The 20,347-nt window shown below is 70.3% G+C and carries 18 protein-coding genes and 1 pseudogene; 6 read left to right on the top strand and 13 right to left on the bottom strand.

Going from position 1 to position 20,347, the window contains the following annotated elements:
* Positions 1-81 precede the first annotated feature (81 nt).
* Complete coding sequence (locus tag AB8P05_RS29015; protein ID WP_472761886.1) at positions 82-510, bottom strand: hypothetical protein; 429 nt, start codon at positions 508-510, stop codon at positions 82-84.
* A 65-nt stretch (positions 511-575) separates the two neighbouring features.
* On the opposite strand from AB8P05_RS29015, the gene AB8P05_RS29010 reads away from it, so the two are divergent.
* The 4 genes from AB8P05_RS29010 to AB8P05_RS28995 all read left to right on the top strand — a co-directional run bounded on the left by AB8P05_RS29010 (position 576) and on the right by AB8P05_RS28995 (position 5,582).
* Positions 576-2,153 carry a lytic transglycosylase domain-containing protein gene (locus AB8P05_RS29010; RefSeq protein WP_472761885.1) on the top strand — a complete coding sequence of 526 codons (1,578 nt, stop codon included), beginning with the start codon at positions 576-578 and terminating at the stop codon, positions 2,151-2,153.
* Positions 2,154-2,207: 54 nt separating this feature from the next.
* A complete protein-coding gene (moaB, locus tag AB8P05_RS29005) occupies positions 2,208-2,744 on the top strand; it encodes a molybdenum cofactor biosynthesis protein B (RefSeq protein ID WP_472761884.1) in 537 nt (178 codons plus the stop codon).
* 11 nt (positions 2,745-2,755) lie between these two features.
* Positions 2,756-3,772 carry a phosphotransferase gene (locus AB8P05_RS29000; RefSeq protein ID WP_472761883.1) on the top strand — a complete coding sequence of 339 codons (1,017 nt, stop codon included), beginning with the start codon at positions 2,756-2,758 and terminating at the stop codon, positions 3,770-3,772.
* Between the two features lie 94 nt (positions 3,773-3,866).
* Complete coding sequence (locus tag AB8P05_RS28995; protein ID WP_472761882.1) at positions 3,867-5,582, top strand: tetratricopeptide repeat protein; 1,716 nt, start codon at positions 3,867-3,869, stop codon at positions 5,580-5,582.
* A 54-nt stretch (positions 5,583-5,636) separates the two neighbouring features.
* Here AB8P05_RS28995 and AB8P05_RS28990 read toward each other — a convergent pair.
* Positions 5,637-6,014: pseudogene (locus AB8P05_RS28990) on the bottom strand (bacteriohemerythrin); the annotation flags it as partial.
* A gap of 216 nt (positions 6,015-6,230) precedes the next feature.
* Here AB8P05_RS28990 and AB8P05_RS28985 point away from each other — a divergent pair.
* Positions 6,231-6,989 carry a Fic family protein gene (locus AB8P05_RS28985; protein ID WP_472761881.1) on the top strand — a complete coding sequence of 253 codons (759 nt, stop codon included), beginning with the start codon at positions 6,231-6,233 and terminating at the stop codon, positions 6,987-6,989.
* Between the two features lie 33 nt (positions 6,990-7,022).
* Here the strand turns inward: AB8P05_RS28985 and AB8P05_RS28980 are convergent, their stop codons facing one another.
* The 10 genes from AB8P05_RS28980 to AB8P05_RS28935 form a co-directional block, all read right to left on the bottom strand.
* Positions 7,023-8,681: a CocE/NonD family hydrolase gene (locus tag AB8P05_RS28980; RefSeq protein ID WP_472761880.1), complete on the bottom strand. Its 1,659-nt coding sequence runs from the start codon at positions 8,679-8,681 to the stop codon at positions 7,023-7,025.
* Between the two features lie 323 nt (positions 8,682-9,004).
* Positions 9,005-10,714: an adenine deaminase gene (gene ade / locus AB8P05_RS28975; RefSeq protein ID WP_472761879.1), complete on the bottom strand. Its 1,710-nt coding sequence runs from the start codon at positions 10,712-10,714 to the stop codon at positions 9,005-9,007.
* A gap of 66 nt (positions 10,715-10,780) precedes the next feature.
* Positions 10,781-11,968 carry a GNAT family N-acetyltransferase gene (locus tag AB8P05_RS28970; RefSeq protein ID WP_472761878.1) on the bottom strand — a complete coding sequence of 396 codons (1,188 nt, stop codon included), beginning with the start codon at positions 11,966-11,968 and terminating at the stop codon, positions 10,781-10,783.
* A 21-nt stretch (positions 11,969-11,989) separates the two neighbouring features.
* A complete protein-coding gene (locus AB8P05_RS28965; RefSeq protein WP_472761877.1) occupies positions 11,990-13,318 on the bottom strand; it encodes a PAS domain-containing sensor histidine kinase in 1,329 nt (442 codons plus the stop codon).
* Positions 13,315-14,460: a SpbR family protein gene (spbR, locus tag AB8P05_RS28960; protein WP_472761876.1), complete on the bottom strand. Its 1,146-nt coding sequence runs from the start codon at positions 14,458-14,460 to the stop codon at positions 13,315-13,317. Before spbR ends, AB8P05_RS28965 begins: the two co-directional genes overlap by 4 nt.
* 175 nt (positions 14,461-14,635) lie before the next feature.
* Positions 14,636-15,400, bottom strand: a complete 765-nt coding sequence (locus AB8P05_RS28955) for a DUF6969 family protein (protein ID WP_472761875.1) — start codon at positions 15,398-15,400, stop codon at positions 14,636-14,638.
* Positions 15,401-15,512: 112 nt separating this feature from the next.
* Complete coding sequence (locus AB8P05_RS28950; protein ID WP_472761874.1) at positions 15,513-16,163, bottom strand: ABC-type transport auxiliary lipoprotein family protein; 651 nt, start codon at positions 16,161-16,163, stop codon at positions 15,513-15,515.
* A gap of 14 nt (positions 16,164-16,177) precedes the next feature.
* Positions 16,178-17,137 carry an MlaD family protein gene (locus AB8P05_RS28945; RefSeq protein WP_455175948.1) on the bottom strand — a complete coding sequence of 320 codons (960 nt, stop codon included), beginning with the start codon at positions 17,135-17,137 and terminating at the stop codon, positions 16,178-16,180.
* Between the two features lie 9 nt (positions 17,138-17,146).
* Entirely contained in the window at positions 17,147-17,944 is a 798-nt protein-coding gene (locus tag AB8P05_RS28940; RefSeq protein WP_472761873.1) for an ABC transporter ATP-binding protein, read from the bottom strand.
* Entirely contained in the window at positions 17,944-19,128 is a 1,185-nt protein-coding gene (locus AB8P05_RS28935; RefSeq protein ID WP_472761872.1) for an ABC transporter permease, read from the bottom strand. The genes AB8P05_RS28940 and AB8P05_RS28935 overlap by 1 nt, the downstream gene beginning before the upstream one ends.
* A gap of 221 nt (positions 19,129-19,349) precedes the next feature.
* Between AB8P05_RS28935 and AB8P05_RS28930 the strand changes: the two genes are divergently transcribed.
* Entirely contained in the window at positions 19,350-19,865 is a 516-nt protein-coding gene (locus tag AB8P05_RS28930; protein WP_324869812.1) for an adenine phosphoribosyltransferase, read from the top strand.
* Between the two features lie 15 nt (positions 19,866-19,880).
* Here the strand turns inward: AB8P05_RS28930 and AB8P05_RS28925 are convergent, their stop codons facing one another.
* The gene (locus tag AB8P05_RS28925; protein WP_472761871.1) at positions 19,881-20,342 is read right to left on the bottom strand and encodes a DoxX family protein; all 462 of its coding nucleotides are present in this window, start codon (positions 20,340-20,342) and stop codon (positions 19,881-19,883) included.
* Between the last annotated feature and the right edge of the window lie 5 nt (positions 20,343-20,347).

Genomic DNA, 20,347 nt, shown 5'->3' with positions numbered 1-20,347 from the left:
GGTGGCTTACACCATGGGGCCCGACGGTGCGGTCGGGTTCCGGCCCGCTTGCGCCGCCCTCATCATCCACGCGCCGGACGGTCACGCCGTCGTCCCGCCCGGCCCGGATTCCGTGCCTGATCCCGATACCCCCGATTTCGGCGAGCCCACAGGCGACCCGGCAATGGGACTCCCCGATCCGGCCGTTCCCAGCAGCCCTGCGACCGGCTCTGCGGCGGCCGATGCGTCCACCGGCCCGAGCGGTTCCCCCTGCTGCTCGCCGACGACGTCGAGGCCCGCGCCGTCCAGCTGGACGAGGAGGATGCCGGCCGCTACCGCCGCATCTTCGCGCTGCAGGAGCGGGCGGAGTGGGACGCCGCCGACGCCGAAATGGCGAAGCTGAAGGACCGCCGGCTGGTCGGCTATGTCCTGCGCCAGCGCTACCTCCACCCCGACCGCCGCGCCGGCTACGAGGAACTCGCCCGCTGGATGCAGGATTACGGCGACCTCGCCGGGGCGGAGCGCGTGCACAGCCTGGCCCAGAAGCGCCAGCCCGCCGGCCAGCGCGCCCCGAAGCCGCCGCGGGGGAGGAGCGCGTGCGCTTGGTCGGCTCGCTGGAACGGCTGGGCGGCCTGCGCACCGTCGCCGCGAGCGAGGAGGACGAGGACGACAGCGTCACCGTCGCCCCGCGCAGCCGCACCGTGTCGCGCGCCCGCAGCGACCGCGCCGCCGTGGCGCGGGTGGAGGAGCTGCTGCGCTCCGGCCGCACCGGCAACGCGCTGAGCCTGCTGAACCAGGACGAGTTCGGCGGCAAGCTGGACACCGTGCAGTATGACGCCGCCCGCGCCCGCATCGCGGCTTCTCTCTATTTCTCGGGCGAGACGGCGCAGGCGCTGACGCTCGCCTCGGCCAGCGCCGCCCGGTCGGGCGACATGCTGCCGGAAGCGCATTGGATCGCCGGGCTGGCCGCATGGCGGCTGAAGCAGACCGACCGCGCCGCCCGCCATTTCCAGGGCATGGCCGCCGCCGGTCCGCGGTCCCCCTGGAAGGCGGCCGCCGCCGACTATTGGGCGGCCCGCGCACTGTCCCGCAAGCCCGGCAAGGAGAAGGAGGCGGCGGAGCATCTGGCGGCCGCCGCGCGCTATCCCCACACCTTCTACGGCCTGATCGCGCTGCGCACCCTGGGCACGCTGCACCAAGTGCGCTGGCAGGCGCCGGATCTCAACGGGCGGAGTCTGGCGGCGATGGCGGCCAAGCCGGCGGGATCCCGCGCCATTGCCCTGCTGCAGGTTGGCCAGCGCGAACTGGCGGGCATGGAGCTGCAGCGCATCCACCCGCAGGGCGACCCGCTGGTGGAACAGGCGATGGTGGCGCTGGCCGACCGCGCCGGGGTGGCGACCCTGTCGCTGCGGCTGGGCAATGCGGTGGCTGGGCCGGACGGCGCGCCCTATGCCGCCGCCCTCTACCCCCTGCCCCACTGGACCCCGCGTGACGGCTTCGCGGTGGACCGGGCGCTGGTCTTTGCGGTGATGCGCCAGGAATCGCGCTTCGACCCGCGGCTGGTCAGCTCCGCCGGGGCGACCGGGCTGATGCAGATCCTGCCCAGCACCGCCCAGCATGTGCGCGAACGCCACGCCGACATCGGCAGCGAGGACGCCAACCGGGACGCCCTGTTCGATCCGGCGCGCAACATGGAACTCGGCCAGCGCTATCTGACCGAGCTGCTGGCGATGCCGGAGATCGACGGCAACCTGTTCCTGGCCACCGCCGCCTACAATGCCGGGCCGGGCACGCTGGCACGCTGGCGGCGGGAGCTGAGCGATATCACCGATCCCCTGCTGTTCATCGAAAGCCTTTCCTTCGGCGAGACGCGCGACTATGTGGAGAAGGTGATGGCCAACTTCTGGATCTACCAGCTGCGGCTGGGCCAGGAGACCGCCTCTCTCGACGCCGTCGCCGACGGGAAATGGCCGTCCTACACCCCGGTGGAGGCCGGCGCCACCCAGGTCGCGGCCCAGCCGGACCCGCTGCCGGCGGTGAAGCCGGCGGTTCCGGCTCCGGAAGCGGCCCCGGAGGCGCCCGCGGAAACGGTGGCTGAAACGCCCTCGGAAACGGCGGCGCCCGCGCGGGTCGAGACGGTGGCGGAGCGGGAGGAGGCCAGCCCGATACCCTGACCGCCGGTGCGCCCTTGCCGGGCTCCGGCCCGACATGAGGACACGCCTGCCGCCATGCCGAAGATCGACGAGAGCCGCCCCTTCCTGCCCGTGAACATCGCGGTGGTGACGGTGTCCGACACCCGCAGCGCCGCCGACGACCGGTCCGGCGACGCGCTGGCGGAGCGGATCGCCGGGGCCGGCCACAGGCTCGCCGCCCGGACCATCGTCCGGGACGACATCGCGGCGATCCGCGCCCAGGTCCAGGCCCACATCGCCGATCCGCAGATCGACGTGGTGCTGACCACCGGCGGCACCGGGGTCACCGGGCGCGACGTCACGCCGGAGGCGGTCGAGGCGCTCTATGAAAAGGCGATTCCCGGCTTCGGCGAGTTGTTCCGTTACCTGAGCTACGCCAAGGTCGGCACCTCCACCATCCAGAGCCGGGCAACCGGCGGCGTCGCCAACGGCACCTACATCTTCGCCCTGCCGGGTTCGCCCAGCGCCTGCCGCGACGCCTGGGACGACATCCTGGTCTGGCAGCTCGACAACCGCCACCGCCCCTGCAATCTGGTGGAGCTGATGCCCCGCCTGCGCGAGCATATGGCGTGAGAGGAGTTGGAATGAGTGGAGTGGCCGGCTTCTCCATGGAGGCCCTGCACGCCGCCCTGATCCGGCTGCCGCGCCTTGCCGACCTCTCCCCCGACGCGCTGGAGCCGATGCCGCTGAAGGGCGTCGCCCACGACCATGTGCGGCTGCGCGGCCGCCGGCTGGTCGCCCGCATCCCGCGCTGGAGCCAGCTGGGCCTCGATGCCTGGACGGCGCTGGACCGGCAGGCCGCCGCCTTCCGGCGGGCGGAGCCGTCGGGGCACACCCCGCGCTTCGCCGGCCTGCTGCCGCCGGGCGAGGGGCTGCCGCTCGGCGCGCTGGTGGTGGGCGAGGTGGAAGGGCGCACTCCCATCCTTCCCGCCGACATGCCGGCCATCGCCCGCGCACTGGCGGCGATCCACCGCATGGCCCCGCCCGACTTCTACGAGCCGCTGCCCGCCCCGCCCGATCCGGTCGCCGCATTGCTGGCCCAGGTGGAGCGGCAGGCGGAGTGGTTCGACCGCGCCGCGCTGGACGCCGACGCCCGTGCCCTGATCGCGGAGGAGCTTGCCGCCGCCCGCAGCGACGACCTCGCGCCGCCGCCGGAGGCCCCAATGCCGCTGACCGCGGTGGGGGTGGACGTGCATCCCGGCAATTTCCTGATCGACGATCACGGCAAGGCTTGGTTCACCGACCTTGAGAAGCTGCAATACGGCCACCCGGCCAGTGACCTCGCCCATGCCAGCCTCTACACCTCCACCAAATGGGACCCGGCGGTGAATGCGGAACTGGCGCCGGCCGACATCGACGCCTTCGTCGAGGCCTGGGCGATGGCGGTGCCCGGCGACCTTGCCGACGAGGTGCGGCCCTGGTTGAAGCCGCTGCGGCGTCTCACCTGGCTGCGCACCCTGTCCTGGATGGCCCGCTGGTCGGTGGAGGGCGCCACGCTGTCGCCGGGCATGCCGGAGCCTCTGCGCGCCCATATGGACGCCCACGCCACCGACATCCTGCGCGCCGGACGGATCGAGCAGGTGCGGCGGGATTGGCGGTGATCGAGGTGCGAAAAGGGGAGGAGCACGAAAGTCTCTTGCCCGCGCCCCGCCGAAAATGATGGGATACCGACTCGGAAAACGAGGTGACGAGAGCATGACGAGTTTCCGACGCCGGTTGCTGCCGACCTCCCTGGCCGCCCTGCTGGCCAGCGGCGTATTTGCAGGGCCAATGCTGGCCCCGGCCTTCGCCGCCGGTCCGGCCGGCGAGAGCGCCGGCTCCGCCACCGGCAGCTATCTGGCCGGCCGCTATGCCCAGCACCAGGACGACTGGACGGCGGCGGCGCGCTTCACCGCCCAGGCTCTGGCCGCCGATCCCGACGATCAGGCCCTGCTGCGCCGCACCTTCCTGCTGCGGCTGGGCGAAGGGCAGATCGACACCGCCATCGGCTATGCCGCCCGGCTGCTGGGCGAACAGGGCGAGCCGCAGATGGCGCTGACCCTGCTGGCCGCCGATGCACTCGCGAAGGGCAAGCTGGACGAGGCCGACGGTTATGCCGCCCGCCTGCCGACCGACGGGCTCGGCCGCTTCATCACGCCGCTGACCCGCGCGTGGCTCGCGACCGCCCGCGGCAAGACGGACGAGGCGCTGGCCGCGCTGGAACCGCTGGCCGCCGTCCAGGGCTTCGGCGCGCTCTACAATCTGCACGCCGCCCTGATCCTCGACCTCGCCGGCCGCAGCGAGGATGCGGCGGCCCGCTACGTCAAGGTGACGGACACCGAGGCGCCGCTGCGGGTGGTGCAGATCGTCGGCAACTTCATGGTGCGCACCGGCAAGACGGACGAGGCGCGCAAGCTCTACGAGACCTTCCAGGTCAACAACCCCGACGGGCTTCTGGTGGAGCCGGCGCTGGACGCCATGGCGAAGGCGCCGTCCGCCACCCGCCCGGTACCCGATGCCCGCTCGGGTCTGGCGGAAGCGCTGTTCGACCTGGGCAGCGCCCTGCATCACGAGAATGCCGACGAGCCGGCGCTGCTGTTCGGCCGCATCGCGCTGCACCTGCGCGACGATCTGGCGCTGGCCCATCTGCTGATCGGCGACATCGTTGCCTCCCGCGACCATCACGAGGAGGCGCTGACCGCCTATCGCCGGCTGGCGAAGGACCCGCTGCTGGGCTGGACCGCCCGCATGCGCGAGGCCGACAGCCTCGCCCGCATGAACCGCAACGACGAGGCCATCGCGATCCTCGCGGCCCTGTCCGCCGAACGGCCGGAACGCACCGACGCCGTGACCCGGCTGGGCGACATCTACCGCTATTCCAAGCGGTACGACGAGGCGATCCCCGCCTACACCACCGCGCTGGAGCGGATCGGCGCGCCGCAGGAACGGCATTGGCCGCTGCTGTACGCCCGCGCCATGAGCTATGAGAAGACCAAGCAGTGGCCGAAGGCGGAGGCCGACCTGCAGACCGCGCTGAAGCTGCGTCCGGACGAGCCGTCGCTGCTGAACTTCCTCGGCTACAGCTGGATCGACCGGGGCGAGCATCTGGACAAGGCCAGGGCGATGGTGGAGCGCGCGGTGGAACTGCGCCCGCGCGACGGCTACATCGTCGACAGCCTGGGCTGGGCGCTCTACAAGCTGGGCGACTTCGAGGGCGCGGTCGCGAAGCTGGAGCGCGCGGTGGAACTGAAGCCGGGCGACCCCACCATCAACGACCATCTCGGCGACGCCTATTGGCGTGCCGGCCGCCGCAACGAGGCCCGGTTCCAATGGATGCGCGCGCTGCGCAACGCCGACGAGGACACCGACAAGGCCGCCATCCAGGCCAAGCTGGAGGAAGGGCTGGCCGAGCAAAAGGCCGCGGCGAAGTAGCTGTTTAATGCCCTCTCCCCGGGGGGAGAGGGAGACTTCCCCCACATAGGGTTTGTACAGGCTGTCCGTCTGCTGGATGTGCTCCACGAACCAATCCTTCAGCAGAAGGATCAGGTCGACGCGCAGCATGGTGGGGTTGTCGCCGTCGAAGTCGCGGGCCAGCTTCTCCACCTCGTCGGCAAAATAGCGGTGGGCGGCGAGGTGGCCGTCCAGGTCGGGATAGCCGCAGCGCTCCATCATCGCCTCCTCCCGCGCGAAATGGACGGCGACATAGTCCTGCAGGCTGGCGAGCAGGCTGGACAGCTCCTCCCGGTTGGCGGGGGTGATGCCGCTTTCCAGCAGGCCGTTGAACAGGTCGAGGAGCCGCCGATGCTCGTCGTCAAGGACGGGCACGCCGACGCTCATGGATTCGTCCCAGACGACATAGGTCATCGCAGCGACCTCCCCCTCGCATCCCGCGAAATCAAGCGCCTTCCGCCTGTTTCAAGCGGTTGCGGCCGGCCATGGCTGGGTTGTGGACATCTTGACAGGGATCCTAAAACCGGCAACCGTGCCCGTCCAAGCGGCAAATCCCCGCAGGGGGCGCGGCATGATGCGCCGGGCACCCTCCCTGACCAACCCTCCTCCGCCACCAGACCAGAGTGACCGATGGCCCTGCTCGACGAGATCGCGGAGAAGAAACGGGCGCTGGACGCGGCCCGCCCCCTGCCGCAGGAGGTCGTGCACGGCATCGCCGACCGCTTCGAACTGGACCTCACCGTCAGCGCCGCGGCGCTGGAGGAGGTGCCGGTCAAGCCCGCCGACGTCAAGGCGATCCTGGAGCGCGGCAGCATCCTGCGCCACCGCGCGGTGGAGGAGCAGCGCTTCGTGCTGAACCATCGCGCGGCGCTGGAGCTGATGGCGCGGCTGTCCTTCGATCCGGCGGGCGCCGTGACGGAGCGGACGGTCGCCGCCTTCCACAGCGTGCTGTATCGCGGGATCGAGGACGAGGCCGGCAAGTACCGCAACGGCCCGCCGAAGGACGATCCGGCGGAAACGGCGCCCGACCCGGCCAAGCTGCGCGTGTCGATGTCGGCGCTGTCGACCTGGATGCGCAAGACGGAAGCCGGTCCCGATACCGCCTTCGAGGCGCATCACCGGCTGAGCGCCATCCGTCCCTTCCACGCCGGCAACCGGGCCACCGCCCTGCTGCTGTGCAACCTGATCCTGAACCGCGCCGGCTTTCCGCCGGTGGTGGTCCTGGCGGAGGACCGCGGCCTGTATCTCGATCTCGTCGAGCGGGCATGGGCGGTCGGCGACAAGACGCCCTTCCGCGACCTGATGATGCGCTTCCTGTCGCAGAGCCTGGATTTCTGCCTGAAGGCGGCGGGAAAGGCCGACGCGGACGAGGCCGGCGACCTTCCGTGACTTTATGGCCCTGACTTTTTGGCCCGGACTTTCTCAGGCCGGCAGGCGCAGGCGCGATGGCCGGTCCGGACCGCTGTGGATCAGCAGCGTGATCGGCAGCGCATCGACCCGGCGGGTCTCGCCCGGCTCGGCCCCGGTACCGGGATTGACCGGATAGGCCGGGAAGCAGGAGCCGGCGAGGCTGAGGCGCAGCGCCGATCCCGGCGCCAGCGTGGCGCAGGCCGCCCGCATGGCGATGGTCAGCGGCCGGGTCGGATCGCCCGGCTCCACCCGCGCATGGCCCTGGGTCAGCGGCAACACCTGTCCGTCCGGGCGCATCACCGACAGCACGGCGCTGACGTCGAAGGACGGGGCGTCGGCCTCCACCCACAGGTCCAGCGCCACCCGCCCGGCCAGCATCAGCGGCTCGTCCAAGGGCAGGCTGGTGTAGGTCGCCACATCCGGCCGGCGGTCGACGGCGGCGCGGTCGAAGCGCCCGGCAGCGGTCGGCACCGCATGGCCGCCAACCGTCGGCACCGGGCTGCGCGGATCATGCACCACCACGTCGAGCGCCTCGAAATCGGGCATCTCCGGCCCCAGCCGACCGCCCTGCCGGTTGGCGAGGCCATCGCTGGCCAGATGCAGTACCGCCTCGGCTGCCGGCAGGGCGGGCAGGTCGTGCCAGCGCCCGCTCTCAACGTCATGCAGGCGCACCGGCCCGCCGCGGTCGGCCCCCTGCCCCTTCAGCACGCGGTCGAACCAGGCGAGCTGCAGCGTGTCGAGCGTCGGCGCCTCCCCCGGCGCCGCGGCGGGACCGTCGGCACCCCAGGGACCGACCACCAGCCGCACCGGCGCCCTGCCGCGAGCGACAAGCCGGTCGGCCGCAAGCAGGTCGTGGGCGTCCAGCGTTCCGGCCAGCCGCGGGTCGTACCAGCCGCCCAGCTGCAGCACGGCGACGTCCGCCGGCATGTCGGACAGCATCGCCTTGGGCGACAGCGCGGTCCAGGCCGGGCCGGGCACCGGGTTGGTCAGCCAGTCGTCGTAATGGGAATAGCGGGCATAGTCGCGCAGGGCCTGCGGCCGCGACGGGATCTCGTCGTCGATGGGCAGGCTGCGCGCCGCGTCGGAAAGGATGCGGTGACCCGTTCCGTCCTCCACCCGCCGCGCCGCCTCGGCGGCGGTCCGCAGGGCCCAGCCCATGGCGTCGGCCAGCCGGAAGGCGCCGCCCTCATAGGCCCAGTCGGAGAAGACGTCCCAGCCGGCGAAGGCCGGCGCCACGGCGCGCAGGGCGCCCGGCTGCTCCGCCAGCGCCAGCCATTGCGCCATCCCGGCATAGCCGCAGCCATACATCGCCACCGCTCCCGACGATCCCGGCAGCGAGGCCGCCCAGGCCACGGCGTCGGCCCCGTCCTCCCGCTCCGCCTCGAAGGGGCGGAAACGACCATCCGACGTGCCGCAGCCGCGCACATCCTGCACCACCACCACATAGCCGCGCGCCGCATACCAGCGGGGATGGGCATAATGGCTGGTCAGCGCGGTGCGCCGGCCGCAGGGGACGCGCAGCAGCAGCACCGGCCATGTGCCGGCGGCGTCCGGCCGGTAGAGGTCCGCATCCAGCCGCGCGCCGTCCCGTGTCCGCATCGACACGGTCTCCGGCGGCCGGACCGGCAGCAGGTCATGTGACTGGTGGATCACCGGGGCCAGATGGGTCATGGCTGATCGGGCTCGCTCGATGACGAACAACTGATAATGTGCTGTCGTGGCAAAGCCTGTGCCAGAGGGTCCGGGCCCGTTGCTGCCGATTTTTAGACAAAAGCCCGTCCGCTCGAAACCCCCTCTCCCCTTGCGGGAGAGGGGGTGGGGTGAGGGTGCGGCGGCCGACAGGCCGATGGAATTCTTGAGTTTGCGACCCCTCACCCCGGCCCTCTCCCGCAAGGGGAGAGGGGGAATCGCCTGCATGACCGTGTCGTTCCCCAGAACGATCGGACTCCGCTCACTTTCCAACCTTCTGCCTCATTCCCGGGCAACCCGCCCGTTCAGGCGGCAATCAGTTCGAAACAGTCGACGTCCACCATGCCGCGGTCGGTGATCTTCAGGTGTGGAATGACCGGCAGCGGCAGGAAGGCCAGCTGCAGGAAGGGCTCGGCCAGCGGGCAGCCCATGGCGCGGACGGCGGCGCGCAGGGTGCGCAGCCTCGCCTCCACCGTCTCGAACGGCTCCAGGCTCATCAGCCCGGCCAGCGGCAGGGCCAGCTCGCCCACCACCTTGCCGTCGCGCACGGCGACGAAGCCGCCCTGCAGCTCGATCAGCCGATTGACTGCGATGCGCATGTCGGCGTCGCTGGCCCCCACCACGCAGATGTTGTGGCTGTCATGGCCGACCGACGAGGCCAGCGCCCCTTCCGCGAAACCAAAACCCTGGACGAATCCGCGTCCGATGTTGCGGTTGCTGCCGTGGCGGGCGAAGACGCAGATCTTCAACAGGTCGCGCGACGGATCGGCCACCATGTGGCCGCCCACCACCGGCACCTCGATCCGCCGGTGTTCGGTCAGGATCTTACCCGGTTCCAGCCCGATCACCGACTGGACCGACCCGCCGGCCGGCACGATGAAATCCTCCTCCGCCACCGGCTCCAGCTTCACCGAATCCAGCCCCACCGGCGTCACCGCAGGCCGGCCATCGAAGCTGTGCGGGCCGACGACGCGGCCGTTGCGGATAACCCGGTTGACCGCGCACTCCTCCAGATCGTCGAGCAGGACGAGGTCGGCGCGGTGCCCCGGCGCCACCAGACCGCGGTCGTACAAACGGAAGCCGCGGGCGGCCGACCAGGTGGCGGCGCGGTAGACATGGGCGACCGGGGCGCCGAGGCGGATGGCGCTGCGGATCAGGTGATCCATGTGCCCTTCCTCCGCGATGTCCAGCGGGTTGCGGTCGTCGGTGCAGAAGCCCAGGAAGGGCGAGGTCTCGGGACCGATGACTTCGGCCAGGGCATGGACGTCCTTCGACACCGACCCGTCGCGGATCAGCACCTGCATGCCCTTGCGCAGCTTCTCCATCGCCTCCGCGGCGCTGGTCGTCTCATGGCAGTTGCGGATGCCGCAGGAGAGATAGGCGTTCAGCTCCTTCCCAGTCACCAGCGGGGCGTGGCCGTCGATGTGGCGCCCGTCGAAGGCGGCCAGCTTGTCCAGCACCCCGTCCACCTTGTGGAAGACGCCGGGGAAGTTCATGAACTCCGCCAGCCCCAGAACGCGGGGATGGTCCATGTGGCGGATCAGGTCCGGCGCCTCCAGCCGCGCGCCGGAGGTCTCCAGCTCCGTCGCCGGCACGCAGGAGGACAGCTGCACGAACAGGTCGAGCGTCGTCCCGCCGGCACTGTCCAGGAAGTAACGCAGCCCCCGCTCGCCCAACACATTGCAGATCTCGTGCGGGTCGCAGATGGCGGTGGTGGTGCCGCGCGGCAGAACGCAGCGGTCGAACTCCTGCGGGGTGACGCAGGTGGATTCGCAATGGACATGGGTGTCGATGAAGCCCGGAACCACGGTCAGCCCGCGCCCGTCGATCTCCTCCACCCCGTCATAGGACTCGTAGGTGCCGACGATGACCTCGCCGCAGACGGCGATGTCGCCCTCGGCGATCTCGCCGGTGACGACATTGAGGAAGCGCGTGTTCTTGATGACGAGATCGGCCTTCGCCTCGCCCAGCGCCTGCCCGATGCGCGTCTTCAGATCGTCGCGGCTCACCGCCATGTCCCACTCCGCCGGTCGTCTATTCAAACAGGCAAAGTGGCCCGCCGCGCCGCCGCGCGCAAGCGGCTAACGCCCGCCCGCTGGCCGAAAGGGCGAGCGGGCCTGTTCCTGCGCAAGGATGGCGAGGACTTTCGCGTTGTGCTGGCCCAGCCCCTCCGCCACCGCGCGGTGCATGCTGGTGTGGCGGAACCAGTGGCAGGCATGGGCCAGCTTCGGACGGAAGCCGCGCGCCAGTTTGTGCGGCCCGCCCCGGCCGCCATCCACCGCACTCAGGCCGCGGGCGATCGCCCGCTCGATGGTCCGGTAATAGCAGACCTCGAAATGGACCAGCCTCGCCTCCTCCCGCGCCCCCCAGTTGCGCACATAGAGCCGGCCGTCCCCCTCGACGGCCAGCAGCGTGCCGATCACGACACCATCGGCTTTGGCGAAGGTCAGCGTTACCGCATCCCCCAGCGCGGCGCAGAGCCGGTGGACGAAGTCGGCGGTCAGGGGCTGGCGCGTCGCCCGGCGGGCATGCAGGTCGTCCAGCAGAGCGAGGAAAAGAGCGACATCGGCCTCGCCCACCGCGCTGCCCGGCACGTCGCGGACGCTCACCCCGCTCGCCAGAACCTTGCGGCGTTCCCAGAGCAGGTTTTCGCGGCGGTGTTTCGACAAGGCGGCGGTGAAGTCGCCGAATTCCCGGTATCCGTCGTTCCGCCATTCATATTCCACGGCATGACGGGTCAGCCATCCCGCGGCTTCGAAGCGGGAGCGGTCGGCTTCGTCCGGAAAATTCACATGGATGGAGGACAGGCCGTTGCGGTGGGCGAGCGTCCGCATCGCGTCGATCAATGCATCCGCCGTGCCCGGCGGTGCCCCCGCCCGCAGCAGCAGCCGCGGACCGGTGACCGGCGCATAAGGGACAGCCGCCACCAGCTTCGGGAAATAGCGGCCGCCGGCAGCATGAAAACCGTCGATCCAGGCCTGATCGGACCAATGCTCGTCCTCGGAGCGGTCCCGCAAATAGAGCGGAACCGCGCCGATCATCCGCCCGGACGCCTCCCGCGCCGTCAGATGAACGGGATTCCAGCCGTTCGCCGGCCCGGCCAGTCCGCTGTCCTCCCCCGCCCGCAGACAGGCATGGCCGAGGAACGGTCCATGGCCGTCGGCGCAGGCATCCCATTCCAGCGGATCGATCCCTGAAATGCCCAGGACCACCGCGACGGCCGGCTGGGCTTCGGCCCGTCCGCCGGCCGGCAACACGGCATGCTCCATCACCGGCCTTCGATCTCCGTGCTATTCGCCGTCATAGGGTGGAGCAACCGGCAGGCGCACGCTGACCGTCGTGCCTTCCCCTTCGCGGCTGCGGATGTCCAGCGTGCCGTTCAGCAGGTCGACGAAGGAGCGGACCAGCGGCAGCCCCAGCCCGGTGCCGCCGGAGCGGCGGGACAGCTGGCTGTCGACCTGTCCGAAAGGCTGCAGCGCCACGGCGATGCCTTCCGCGCTCATGCCGATGCCGGTGTCGGCGATCTCGATCAGGATGCGGCCGCAGTCCGGGCGGACGCGCAGCGCGATGCTGCCGCCGGCCGGGGTGAACTTGACGGCATTGGACAACAGGTTCAGCAGGATCTGCTTCACCCGCACCGGGTCGCCCAGCAGGTGCGGGGTATCGGGGGCGATGTCCTGGGTCAGGGTCAGGCCGTTCTCCTCCGCCCGCTCGGCGATCAGCAGCAGCGAGCTTTCCACCGCGTCGCGCACGTCCATCGGCTGCGGGTGCATCTCCAGCTTCCCCGCCTCGATCTTGGCGACGTCCAGGATGTCGCTGATGACGGCCAGAAGATGCTGCCCCGACTTGCCGATCACCTTGGCGTAGTCGAGATATTTGGGATGGCCGAGCGGCCCGACGATCTCGCTCTCCATCATCGACGAGAAGCCGATGATGGCGTTCAGCGGCGTGCGCAGCTCGTGGCTCATGTTGGCCAGGAACTCGCTCTTGGCGCGGTTGGCCAGTTCGGCCTGCTCCTTGGCCTGGATCAGTGCCTTCTCGGCGCGGCGGCGCTCCTGGATTTCCTGCATCAGGGCGCGGGTGCGTTCGGCGACGCGCATCTCCAGCTCGTCGCGGGCCTGCCGCAGCGCCAGTTCCGCCCGCTTGCGCCGGGTGATGTCCTGGCCGACGCACAGAATGCCCGGCGGCACGCCGTCCGCCTCCGGCAGGCGGTTCAGGTTCCACAGCAGCACCCGCTCGCTCATGCAGTCCTGCTCGCGCAGCGCCTGTTCGAAGTTGCGGATCTCCGTGCCCTGGACGGCGATGGCGAGCTGGGCGGCGAAGGCGCCGGTCGGACGCTCCCCCATCACCTCCGTCCAATGACGGCCGAAGGCGCCGCCGACGGTCATGCCGAAGGCACGCTCGGCCTCCCGGTTGGCCTCCTGCACGCGGCCGTCCTCGCCCAGCACCAGGATGATGCTGGCCGCGGTCTGCACCAGGGAGCGGAAGCGCGCCTCGCCCGCCCCCGCCTCGCTCTGCCGCAGAGCGGCCTCAAGCTCGGCTACGCGGGCTTCGAGACGGCGGACGGTCTCCGCGGAACCGGCGGAGCTTGCATCCGTAGAGACCATCCTGTCGGTCACGCCGCGGCGTTTTCCGGCTGCATGATGTCGCCCAGCTTCGCCAGCAGGAATTCCAGATCCTCGGGCGCCAGATCCTCGTACTGGGTCAGGATGCGCTCGATGACGCGGCGGCGGTGGCGTTCGCGGTCGCCGGGCTCGCCGTCATAGGGGGTCTCCTTCAGCACGTCGATGGCGATTCGGCAGGCCGGCAGCAGGGCCGGCGGCAGCTTCGCCTTGTCGTACAGCGACTTCAGCCCCAGCCGGCCGGCGTCGTGGATCAGCAGGCGGGCGTTGGTCAGCGGCACGTTCGCCATGCGCGACATGGCCATCTCGAAGAAGGCGATGTCGCCGGTGCATAGCGAACGGACCAGCAGCGAGGGCGTCAGGCGGCCGGTGCGGGCAAGCTGGCCGACCAGCCGGTCGAGCGCCCCTTCGTCGCTTTCCCCGGTGAACAGCGCCACGGTCGCCCGTTCGCGGCTCTGCAGGATCAGCTCCGACGCGACCTTGGCCGGCAGCTCGTGATGGGCGACGAGATGCTGGCGCAACCGTTCCGACACCACGGCGACCAGCCGTTCGGCGATGGTGATCGGCAGTTTGGAGCGGTGGACCAGCGGGTCCTGCACCGCCTCGCTGGCGCCGAAGCGGTCGATGACGCGGCCCAGGCTCTGCTCGCCCAGTTCCGCCCCCTCGTTGGCGACCAGCGCGGCGACGGCGCGTTCGGACCCGCTTTCGATCAACGCGTCGGCGACCACCGCCGGCACGGTCGGGCGCTGGGCGATGGCGGTGCTCTTCGCCTCGGCCCCGGCTCCCCCGGATCGCACGATCTCGACCAGATCGGCCGGGGTCAGCACGGTGGAGACGCTGAGGAGCGGGATCGCCACCGCCTCCACGTCGCGGGCCAGGGTCAGGGCGACGTCGCGCGGCAGGGACGGGCTGGACTTCAGGTTCTCGGCCAGGGTCTGGCGGACGCGCAGGACCGTATCGTTGACCATCAGGCGGATGATGTCCTCCGCCAGCTTGTGCTCCGCCTGCGACAGCTCGGGACTGTCGAACTGCTGGGCCAGCTTGGCGGCCAGATCGGTCCGGCTGCTCGGCGACGGGTCGGCCAGAAGGCGCGCCACGTCCTGCTGGGTCAGATGACCCGACTTCATACCGTCACTCATGGGTCCGGGACCCTTCCTGCCCTGGTCCGTCTCCTTATCTGTCGCGAAGAGGCGATACCCGCGCGGATGTGGGCGGAGACTTGTCCACACGGTCGAGGATCTTCCGAAACGGTTGAACCTTCATTAACGCCGGCGGGTCATAGATCGTAGGACGGATCCGGGATCGCAGGGAGGATCAGGGCAGTTCGACGAAGCTGGGCGGCTCCGGCAGGATCGGACGGCGGCGGCGGGCACCGCGCAGCTGGATGGCGACCTCGGCGATCTGCTCCTCCACCGAGATGTGGCGCTGCGAGGCGACCTCCAACCCGCGGTCCTCGTAGACATAGGCGTCGGGATGCGCGTCGGCCCAGCGGCGGATGGCGGCATCGCGCTCGCGCAGCAGGGCGACGATGGTCGGGCGGAACAGCCGCATCATCGCGGTGATCCAGCGGTTGGCCGGCCAGGACGGGCGGGCATGGTCGATCTCGAAGGCGTCGAGCATGGCGATCACGTCGTCGGCCCCGTACCAGGTCTCCCCCGTCACCCAGCGGTTGGTGGTGAACAGGCGCACCGGCTGGCCGGCGACGTCCATGGCGATGCCGATCAGGTGCGACAGTGCGTCGTTGTCGTTCTCCGGCGGCTGGAAATCGGGCAGCGGCGCCGGCCACAGGCCGGACGGCATGCCGTGGGGCCGCAGGAAGGTGTGGAAATGCCCATGCTCCCCATCGGGCCGCTCGCCTTCCGGGTGGCAGTGGTAATAGTACTGGGCGTGGAATTCGGCATCGTAGACGTCGCCCGGCGGATAGTGCTTCCACTCATAGAGCGTGCCATGGCCGCGCAGAAGCTCGCCCACCACCGTGTCGCCAGTCTTGGCCAGGACGCGCTGGCACAGGCGGACCTCGCGCCCCGCCTCGGCCATCGCCTCCAACTCTTCCCGGGACACGTCCGACAAATCCGTCATCGCCCGATCCTGCGCTGCGCGAACATCCCTATTACGTACGTGGCTATGCGGGCGTGGCAAGGTCTTTTCGGATGCGGCACCTGCGGTTGCAGCCGTGCTCCAGCTTGGCCGCTCAGCCGCCGGAGGCGCGGAAGCGCTGCGACAGCGACCAGGTAACCAGGTCGCCGGTGACCTTGCCCAGCGCCTCGTCGAAGGCGGCGACGATGTCGGTGAAGGACCGGCCGCGCACGGGCACCGATGCCTCGAAGGTCTCGCCCGCTTCGATGGTCCGGCGCGGCATGGCGACCAGCTTGGCCGACAGGCGCACATGCACCCGGTCCGGCAGGGCGGCCCCCGGCGTGGCATATTCGGCCTGGAAGTCGCGCAGTTCCGACTTCAGCACATAGTCGGAGCGCAGGCCCACCGTATCGCGCCCGACCGACACGATCCGCCCGCTGTCCTCGAAGGTCTGGACGATCAGCCCCTGCACCATGTTTGGCGCCCGGTCGGCCCAGGACACGTCGGCGTAATAGTCGAGCGAGGTCGGCGTGCGGGCCAGCGCGATGCGCGGCGTGTCGATCCCGGCGGCGGCGGACGGCGTCTCGACCAGCAGCTGCCAGTCGGCCTTGGGACCGGGGGCGACGCTGGCGCGCGGGGTCAGCGTATAGAGATGCGGCGCCGTCGGGTTCAGCGTGGAGCAGGCGGCAAGCCCCAGCAGCAGGACGGCCCCCGTCACTGCGCCCAGCACCGACCGCGCCGCCCCTTTGCCCGTCCCCTTCCGCAAGATCGCCGTCCCCGTCATTTCCCACGCACCTCCACACCCTGCCGCGTCCCGCCGAAGAGGAAGTTCGACGGGTCGTTCTCGATCCGCGTGATCACCCGCGACAGCTGCCCGGACAGGTCGCGCAGCTGGGAGATCAGCAGCGTCAGATCATACAGCCCGGTGGCGGTAAAGTCCCGCACCGGCTCGCGATTTTCGGCCATCAGGCTGTTCAGCGTGTCGGAGGTGCGCTTCAGCGAACGCATCAGCTCGCGCGTTTCCCCCGTCAGCTGCTTGGCGCTGCCGTCCACCGTCGCCAGCGTTTCCCGCGCCTGCGCCAGCGTGCGGTCCAGCTGCGGCCCGACCGTCTCGAAGCCGTTCAGCGTCTGCCGCGCCTGGGCCATCGTCTCCTCCAGGCCGGAGCCGGCGCGGGCAAGCTCGCCGCTGAGGATGCGGGCGTTGTCCAGGATCTCGCCGATGGCCTTCTGGTTCTCGCCGTTCAGCAGCTCGCCCAGTCTGGTGATGACCTCCAGCGCGCGGTTGACCAGCTGCGGCGCGCTGTCCACCACCGCGGTCAGCGAGCTTGGCCGCGACGGGATGGTCAGCACGCCGTCGGCATCGGTGGCGGTCAGGCGCTTGCCCCCCACCGTCCCGCCGGAGATCTGGACATAGGCGCCGCCGGTGATGCCCTGCACCTCCAGCGAGGCGATGGAATCGGCCATGACCGGCGTGCCGTTCTGCACCTGGGCCGTCACCCGCACCCGCGTCACGTTGTCGGGGTCGAGCCGGATGTCCGACACCGTGCCCACCGGCACGCCGCGATAGCGCACCGGGCTTCCCTGCTGCAGGCCGGTGACCGATCCGGTGAAGTAGATGCGGTAGGTCTCGCGCGTCTCGTCGAGCTGGACCTTGGCGATCCAGGCGGTGAAGACCAGCAGTCCGGCGACCAGAGCCAGCACGAAGCTGCCGACCAGGATATAGCTGGCACGGGTTTCCATGAGGTGCCCCTAGCCTTTCGCAAGCTGTCGAGCGTCGTTGCGCTCTTTCGCGTCGAGGGCCGCGCGGCCGCGCGGTCCGTGGAAGTAATCGCGGATCCAGGGATGCGGATCGGCCAGATGCTGGGCCAACGTCCCCACCCTGATCTTCTTGTCGACCAGCACGGCGATGCGGTCGCAGATGGAGGTCAGGCTGTCCAGGTCGTGGGTGACCATGAAGACGGTCAGCCCCAGGCTGCGCTGCAGCCCCTGGATCAGGGTGTCGAAGGCGGCGGCGCCGATGGGGTCGAGGCCGGCGGTCGGTTCGTCCAGGAACAGGATGTCGGGGTCGAGCGCCAGCGCGCGGGCCAGACCGGCGCGCTTGATCATGCCGCCCGACAGCTGGGCCGGATGCTTGGTCCCGGCATCGGGCGGCAGGCCGGCCATGGCGATCTTCACCCGCGCCACCTCGGCGATCAGCGCCGGCGGCAGATCGGTGTGCTCCTTCAGCGGCAGCATCACATTCTCCGCCACCGTCATGGAGCTGAACAGCGCGCCGTTCTGGAACAGCACGCCGGTGCGGGCCTGCAGCGCCGTGCGCTCCGCCCGGCCGAGTTCGGCGGTGTCGTGGCCCAGCAGCTCGATCCGGCCGGCGGACGGTTCGATCAGCCCCAGGATTTCCTTCAGCAGCACCGACTTGCCGGTGCCGGACCCGCCGACGACGCCCAGCACCTCCCCGCGCTCGACATCGAGGTCGAGCCCGTCATGGACGGTCTGCGGGCCGAAGCGGGTGACCAGCCCCCGCACCCGGATGACGGGAGGGGCGATCATCACACCCCCAGCATGGAGAAGACGACGGAGAACACGGCGTCGATGACGATGACCAGGAAGATGCCCTCCACCACCGCCTTGGTGGTCATGATGCCGACGCTCTCGGCGCTGCCGGAGACCTTCAGCCCCTCGTAGCAGCCGACCATGGCGATGACGAGCGCGAAGACCGGCGCCTTTATGAGGCCGGCGATGACCGTGTTGATGCCGACGGCGCTGTGAAGCTGGCGGATGAACTGCCCGAAGGTGATGTCCAGCGTGGCGTAGGCCATCACCGCCCCGCCGAACAGCCCCATCACGTCGGCGTAGAAGGCCAGCAGCGGCAGCGAGATCATCAGCGCCAGCGCCCGCGGTACCACCAGCAGTTCAATCGGGTCGAGACCCATGGTGCCGATGGCGTCGACCTCCTGGTTCACCTTCATCGTGCCGATCTGCGCGGTGAAGGCGGAGCCGGAGCGGCCGGCGACGATGATCGCCGTCATCAAAATGCCGATCTCGCGCAGGACGGAGATGCCCAGCAGGTTGACGACATACAGCTCCGCCCCGAAGCGCTTCAGCTGGTCCGCTCCCTGGAAGGCCAGGACGACGCCGATCAGGAAAGACAGCAGCCCCAGGATCGGCAGGGCGTTCAGGCCCGTCTGCTCGATATGGAACAGGACGGAGGTCAGGCGCAGGCGCGACGGGCGCAGGATCAGCCGGCCGAAGGTGACGGTGACGAGGCCGAGGAAGCCGACGAGGTCCAGCAACTCCTTGCCGGCATTCACCGTCGTCTGGCCGGTGCGGACGACCATGTCCATGATCGGGTGATGGTCGCGCTCGATGGGATGGGGCGGCGCCTTGCCGGCATCGCGCACCGCGCCGAACAGGGCGGCATGCTCCGGCCGCAGCCCGACCACCTCCACCGCGTGCCCGTCCGCCCGCAGCCGGTCGGTGAGGCGGTTCAGCAGATAGGCGCCGACGGTGTCGAGAGCCTCCACCCGTGCCAGATCGAGCCGCACGGCGGCACCGCCCTGCGGCTTCGGCGCCCGGTCCAGCGCGTCCGACGCGGCCCCGGCGGCATGCAGCGTCCAGCGCCCGGCGGCATCGATCCGCCAGCCGCCGTCCTCCGGCCCGGCATCGATCCGGGCCGTCTCCGCCGCCGCTCCGTCCTTTGCCAATGTTACAGCCACAGGCTCCGCCGCACGCATCCGCACACCGACCGGTGCGTCTCGAACGTGGCGGAGCACCGCCGAATGGTCAACCCCATGCGGCATAGCCGCGCAGCACGGCGGCCATGCCCGGCGCCGAACACGGCGTCTCAGGCCGCGTCCAATCGCGTCTTTCCGCGCAGGCGGGCAGCCGCTAGAGTGCCGGGCGGCGGACCCGGCCGTTCCCGCCGGCACCGGACCCTTTACGGACAAGATTTCCGATGAACCTGAAAGACCATATCCGCGGCATTCCGGATTTCCCGAAGCCCGGCATCCTGTTCTACGACGTCTCGCCGCTGCTGGCGAACGGCGCTGCCTGGAAGGCCGCCATCGACGAGCTGGCCGAGGCCGTGCGCCCGCACAAGCCGGATCTTCTGGTCGGGATCGAATCGCGCGGCTTCCTGGTCGCCGCCCCGCTGGCTTTGGCGCTGGGCATCGGGTTCATCATGGTGCGCAAGCACGGCAAGCTGCCGGGCGACAAGATCGCCCATTCCTACAATCTGGAATACGGCACCGACACCATCGAGGTGCAGGCCGACGCGGTGAAGCCCGGCCAGCGCGTGGTGGTGCTGGACGACCTGCTGGCGACCGGCGGCACCATGGTCGCCGCCATCAACCTGCTGCGTCAGGTCGGCGCCGACGTCCGCGCCGCCGCCTTCCTGGTGGAGCTGACCTTCCTCAACGGCCGCGACCGCATCGACGTGCCCAGCGTCTCGCTGATGGCATACGATGAGTGAGACCCGCAACTGAGGTCAGCGCCGGGCGCGCCAGCCGTCGATGCTGAAACGCCCGGCACCCGCCGCGACCAGCGCCAGCAAGCCGCCGATGATGGCGAGGTTCTTCATGAACTGGATCTGCTGCATCTTCATCGCCTCCGGCGGGACGTCCCAATAGCGGTGGGCGATCAGGGTGGCGGCGACGGTGAAGGCCGCGACCAGCAGCGCCGCCAGCCGGGTCCAGGCGCCCAGCACCACGGCAAGCCCGCCGAACGTCTCCACCAGCGCGCCGATGGTGCCCATCACCGCCGCCATCGGCACGCCCTGGCTCTCCAGCCCGGCGATGAAGCCGCCGAGCGCCATCAGCTTGCCAAAGCCGCTCTGCACGAAAATCGCGCCCAGCAGGACGCGGGCTCCCAGAAGCAACGCGTCCTGTCCGGCGGTGGCGGTTCCCGCACCGGTGGCGAAGCCGCCCGACGTGGTCGAATCGTTGGTCATCGCAC

The sequence above is a fragment of the Azospirillum sp. VT-I1 genome (assembly GCF_055698305.1).
This window is presented reverse-complemented; position numbering and strand designations above follow the sequence as displayed.

Bases quoted from the DNA above. Each gene is read 5' to 3' on its own strand.
- moaB (WP_472761884.1), top strand. From the start codon at position 2,208: ATGCCGAAGATCGACGAGAGCCGCCCCTTCCTGCCCGTGAACATCGCG.
- AB8P05_RS29000 (WP_472761883.1), top strand. From the start codon at position 2,756: ATGAGTGGAGTGGCCGGCTTCTCCATGGAGGCCCTGCACGCCGCCCTG.
- AB8P05_RS28995 (WP_472761882.1), top strand. From the start codon at position 3,867: ATGACGAGTTTCCGACGCCGGTTGCTGCCGACCTCCCTGGCCGCCCTG.
- AB8P05_RS28985 (WP_472761881.1), top strand. From the start codon at position 6,231: ATGGCCCTGCTCGACGAGATCGCGGAGAAGAAACGGGCGCTGGACGCG.
- AB8P05_RS28980 (WP_472761880.1), bottom strand. From the start codon at position 8,681: ATGACCCATCTGGCCCCGGTGATCCACCAGTCACATGACCTGCTGCCG.
- ade (WP_472761879.1), bottom strand. From the start codon at position 10,714: ATGGCGGTGAGCCGCGACGATCTGAAGACGCGCATCGGGCAGGCGCTG.
- AB8P05_RS28970 (WP_472761878.1), bottom strand. From the start codon at position 11,968: ATGGAGCATGCCGTGTTGCCGGCCGGCGGACGGGCCGAAGCCCAGCCG.
- spbR (WP_472761876.1), bottom strand. From the start codon at position 14,460: ATGAGTGACGGTATGAAGTCGGGTCATCTGACCCAGCAGGACGTGGCG.
- AB8P05_RS28955 (WP_472761875.1), bottom strand. From the start codon at position 15,400: ATGACGGATTTGTCGGACGTGTCCCGGGAAGAGTTGGAGGCGATGGCC.
- AB8P05_RS28945 (WP_455175948.1), bottom strand. From the start codon at position 17,137: ATGGAAACCCGTGCCAGCTATATCCTGGTCGGCAGCTTCGTGCTGGCT.
- AB8P05_RS28940 (WP_472761873.1), bottom strand. From the start codon at position 17,944: ATGATCGCCCCTCCCGTCATCCGGGTGCGGGGGCTGGTCACCCGCTTC.
- AB8P05_RS28935 (WP_472761872.1), bottom strand. From the start codon at position 19,128: ATGCGTGCGGCGGAGCCTGTGGCTGTAACATTGGCAAAGGACGGAGCG.
- AB8P05_RS28930 (WP_324869812.1), top strand. From the start codon at position 19,350: ATGAACCTGAAAGACCATATCCGCGGCATTCCGGATTTCCCGAAGCCC.
- AB8P05_RS28925 (WP_472761871.1), bottom strand. From the start codon at position 20,342: ATGACCAACGATTCGACCACGTCGGGCGGCTTCGCCACCGGTGCGGGA.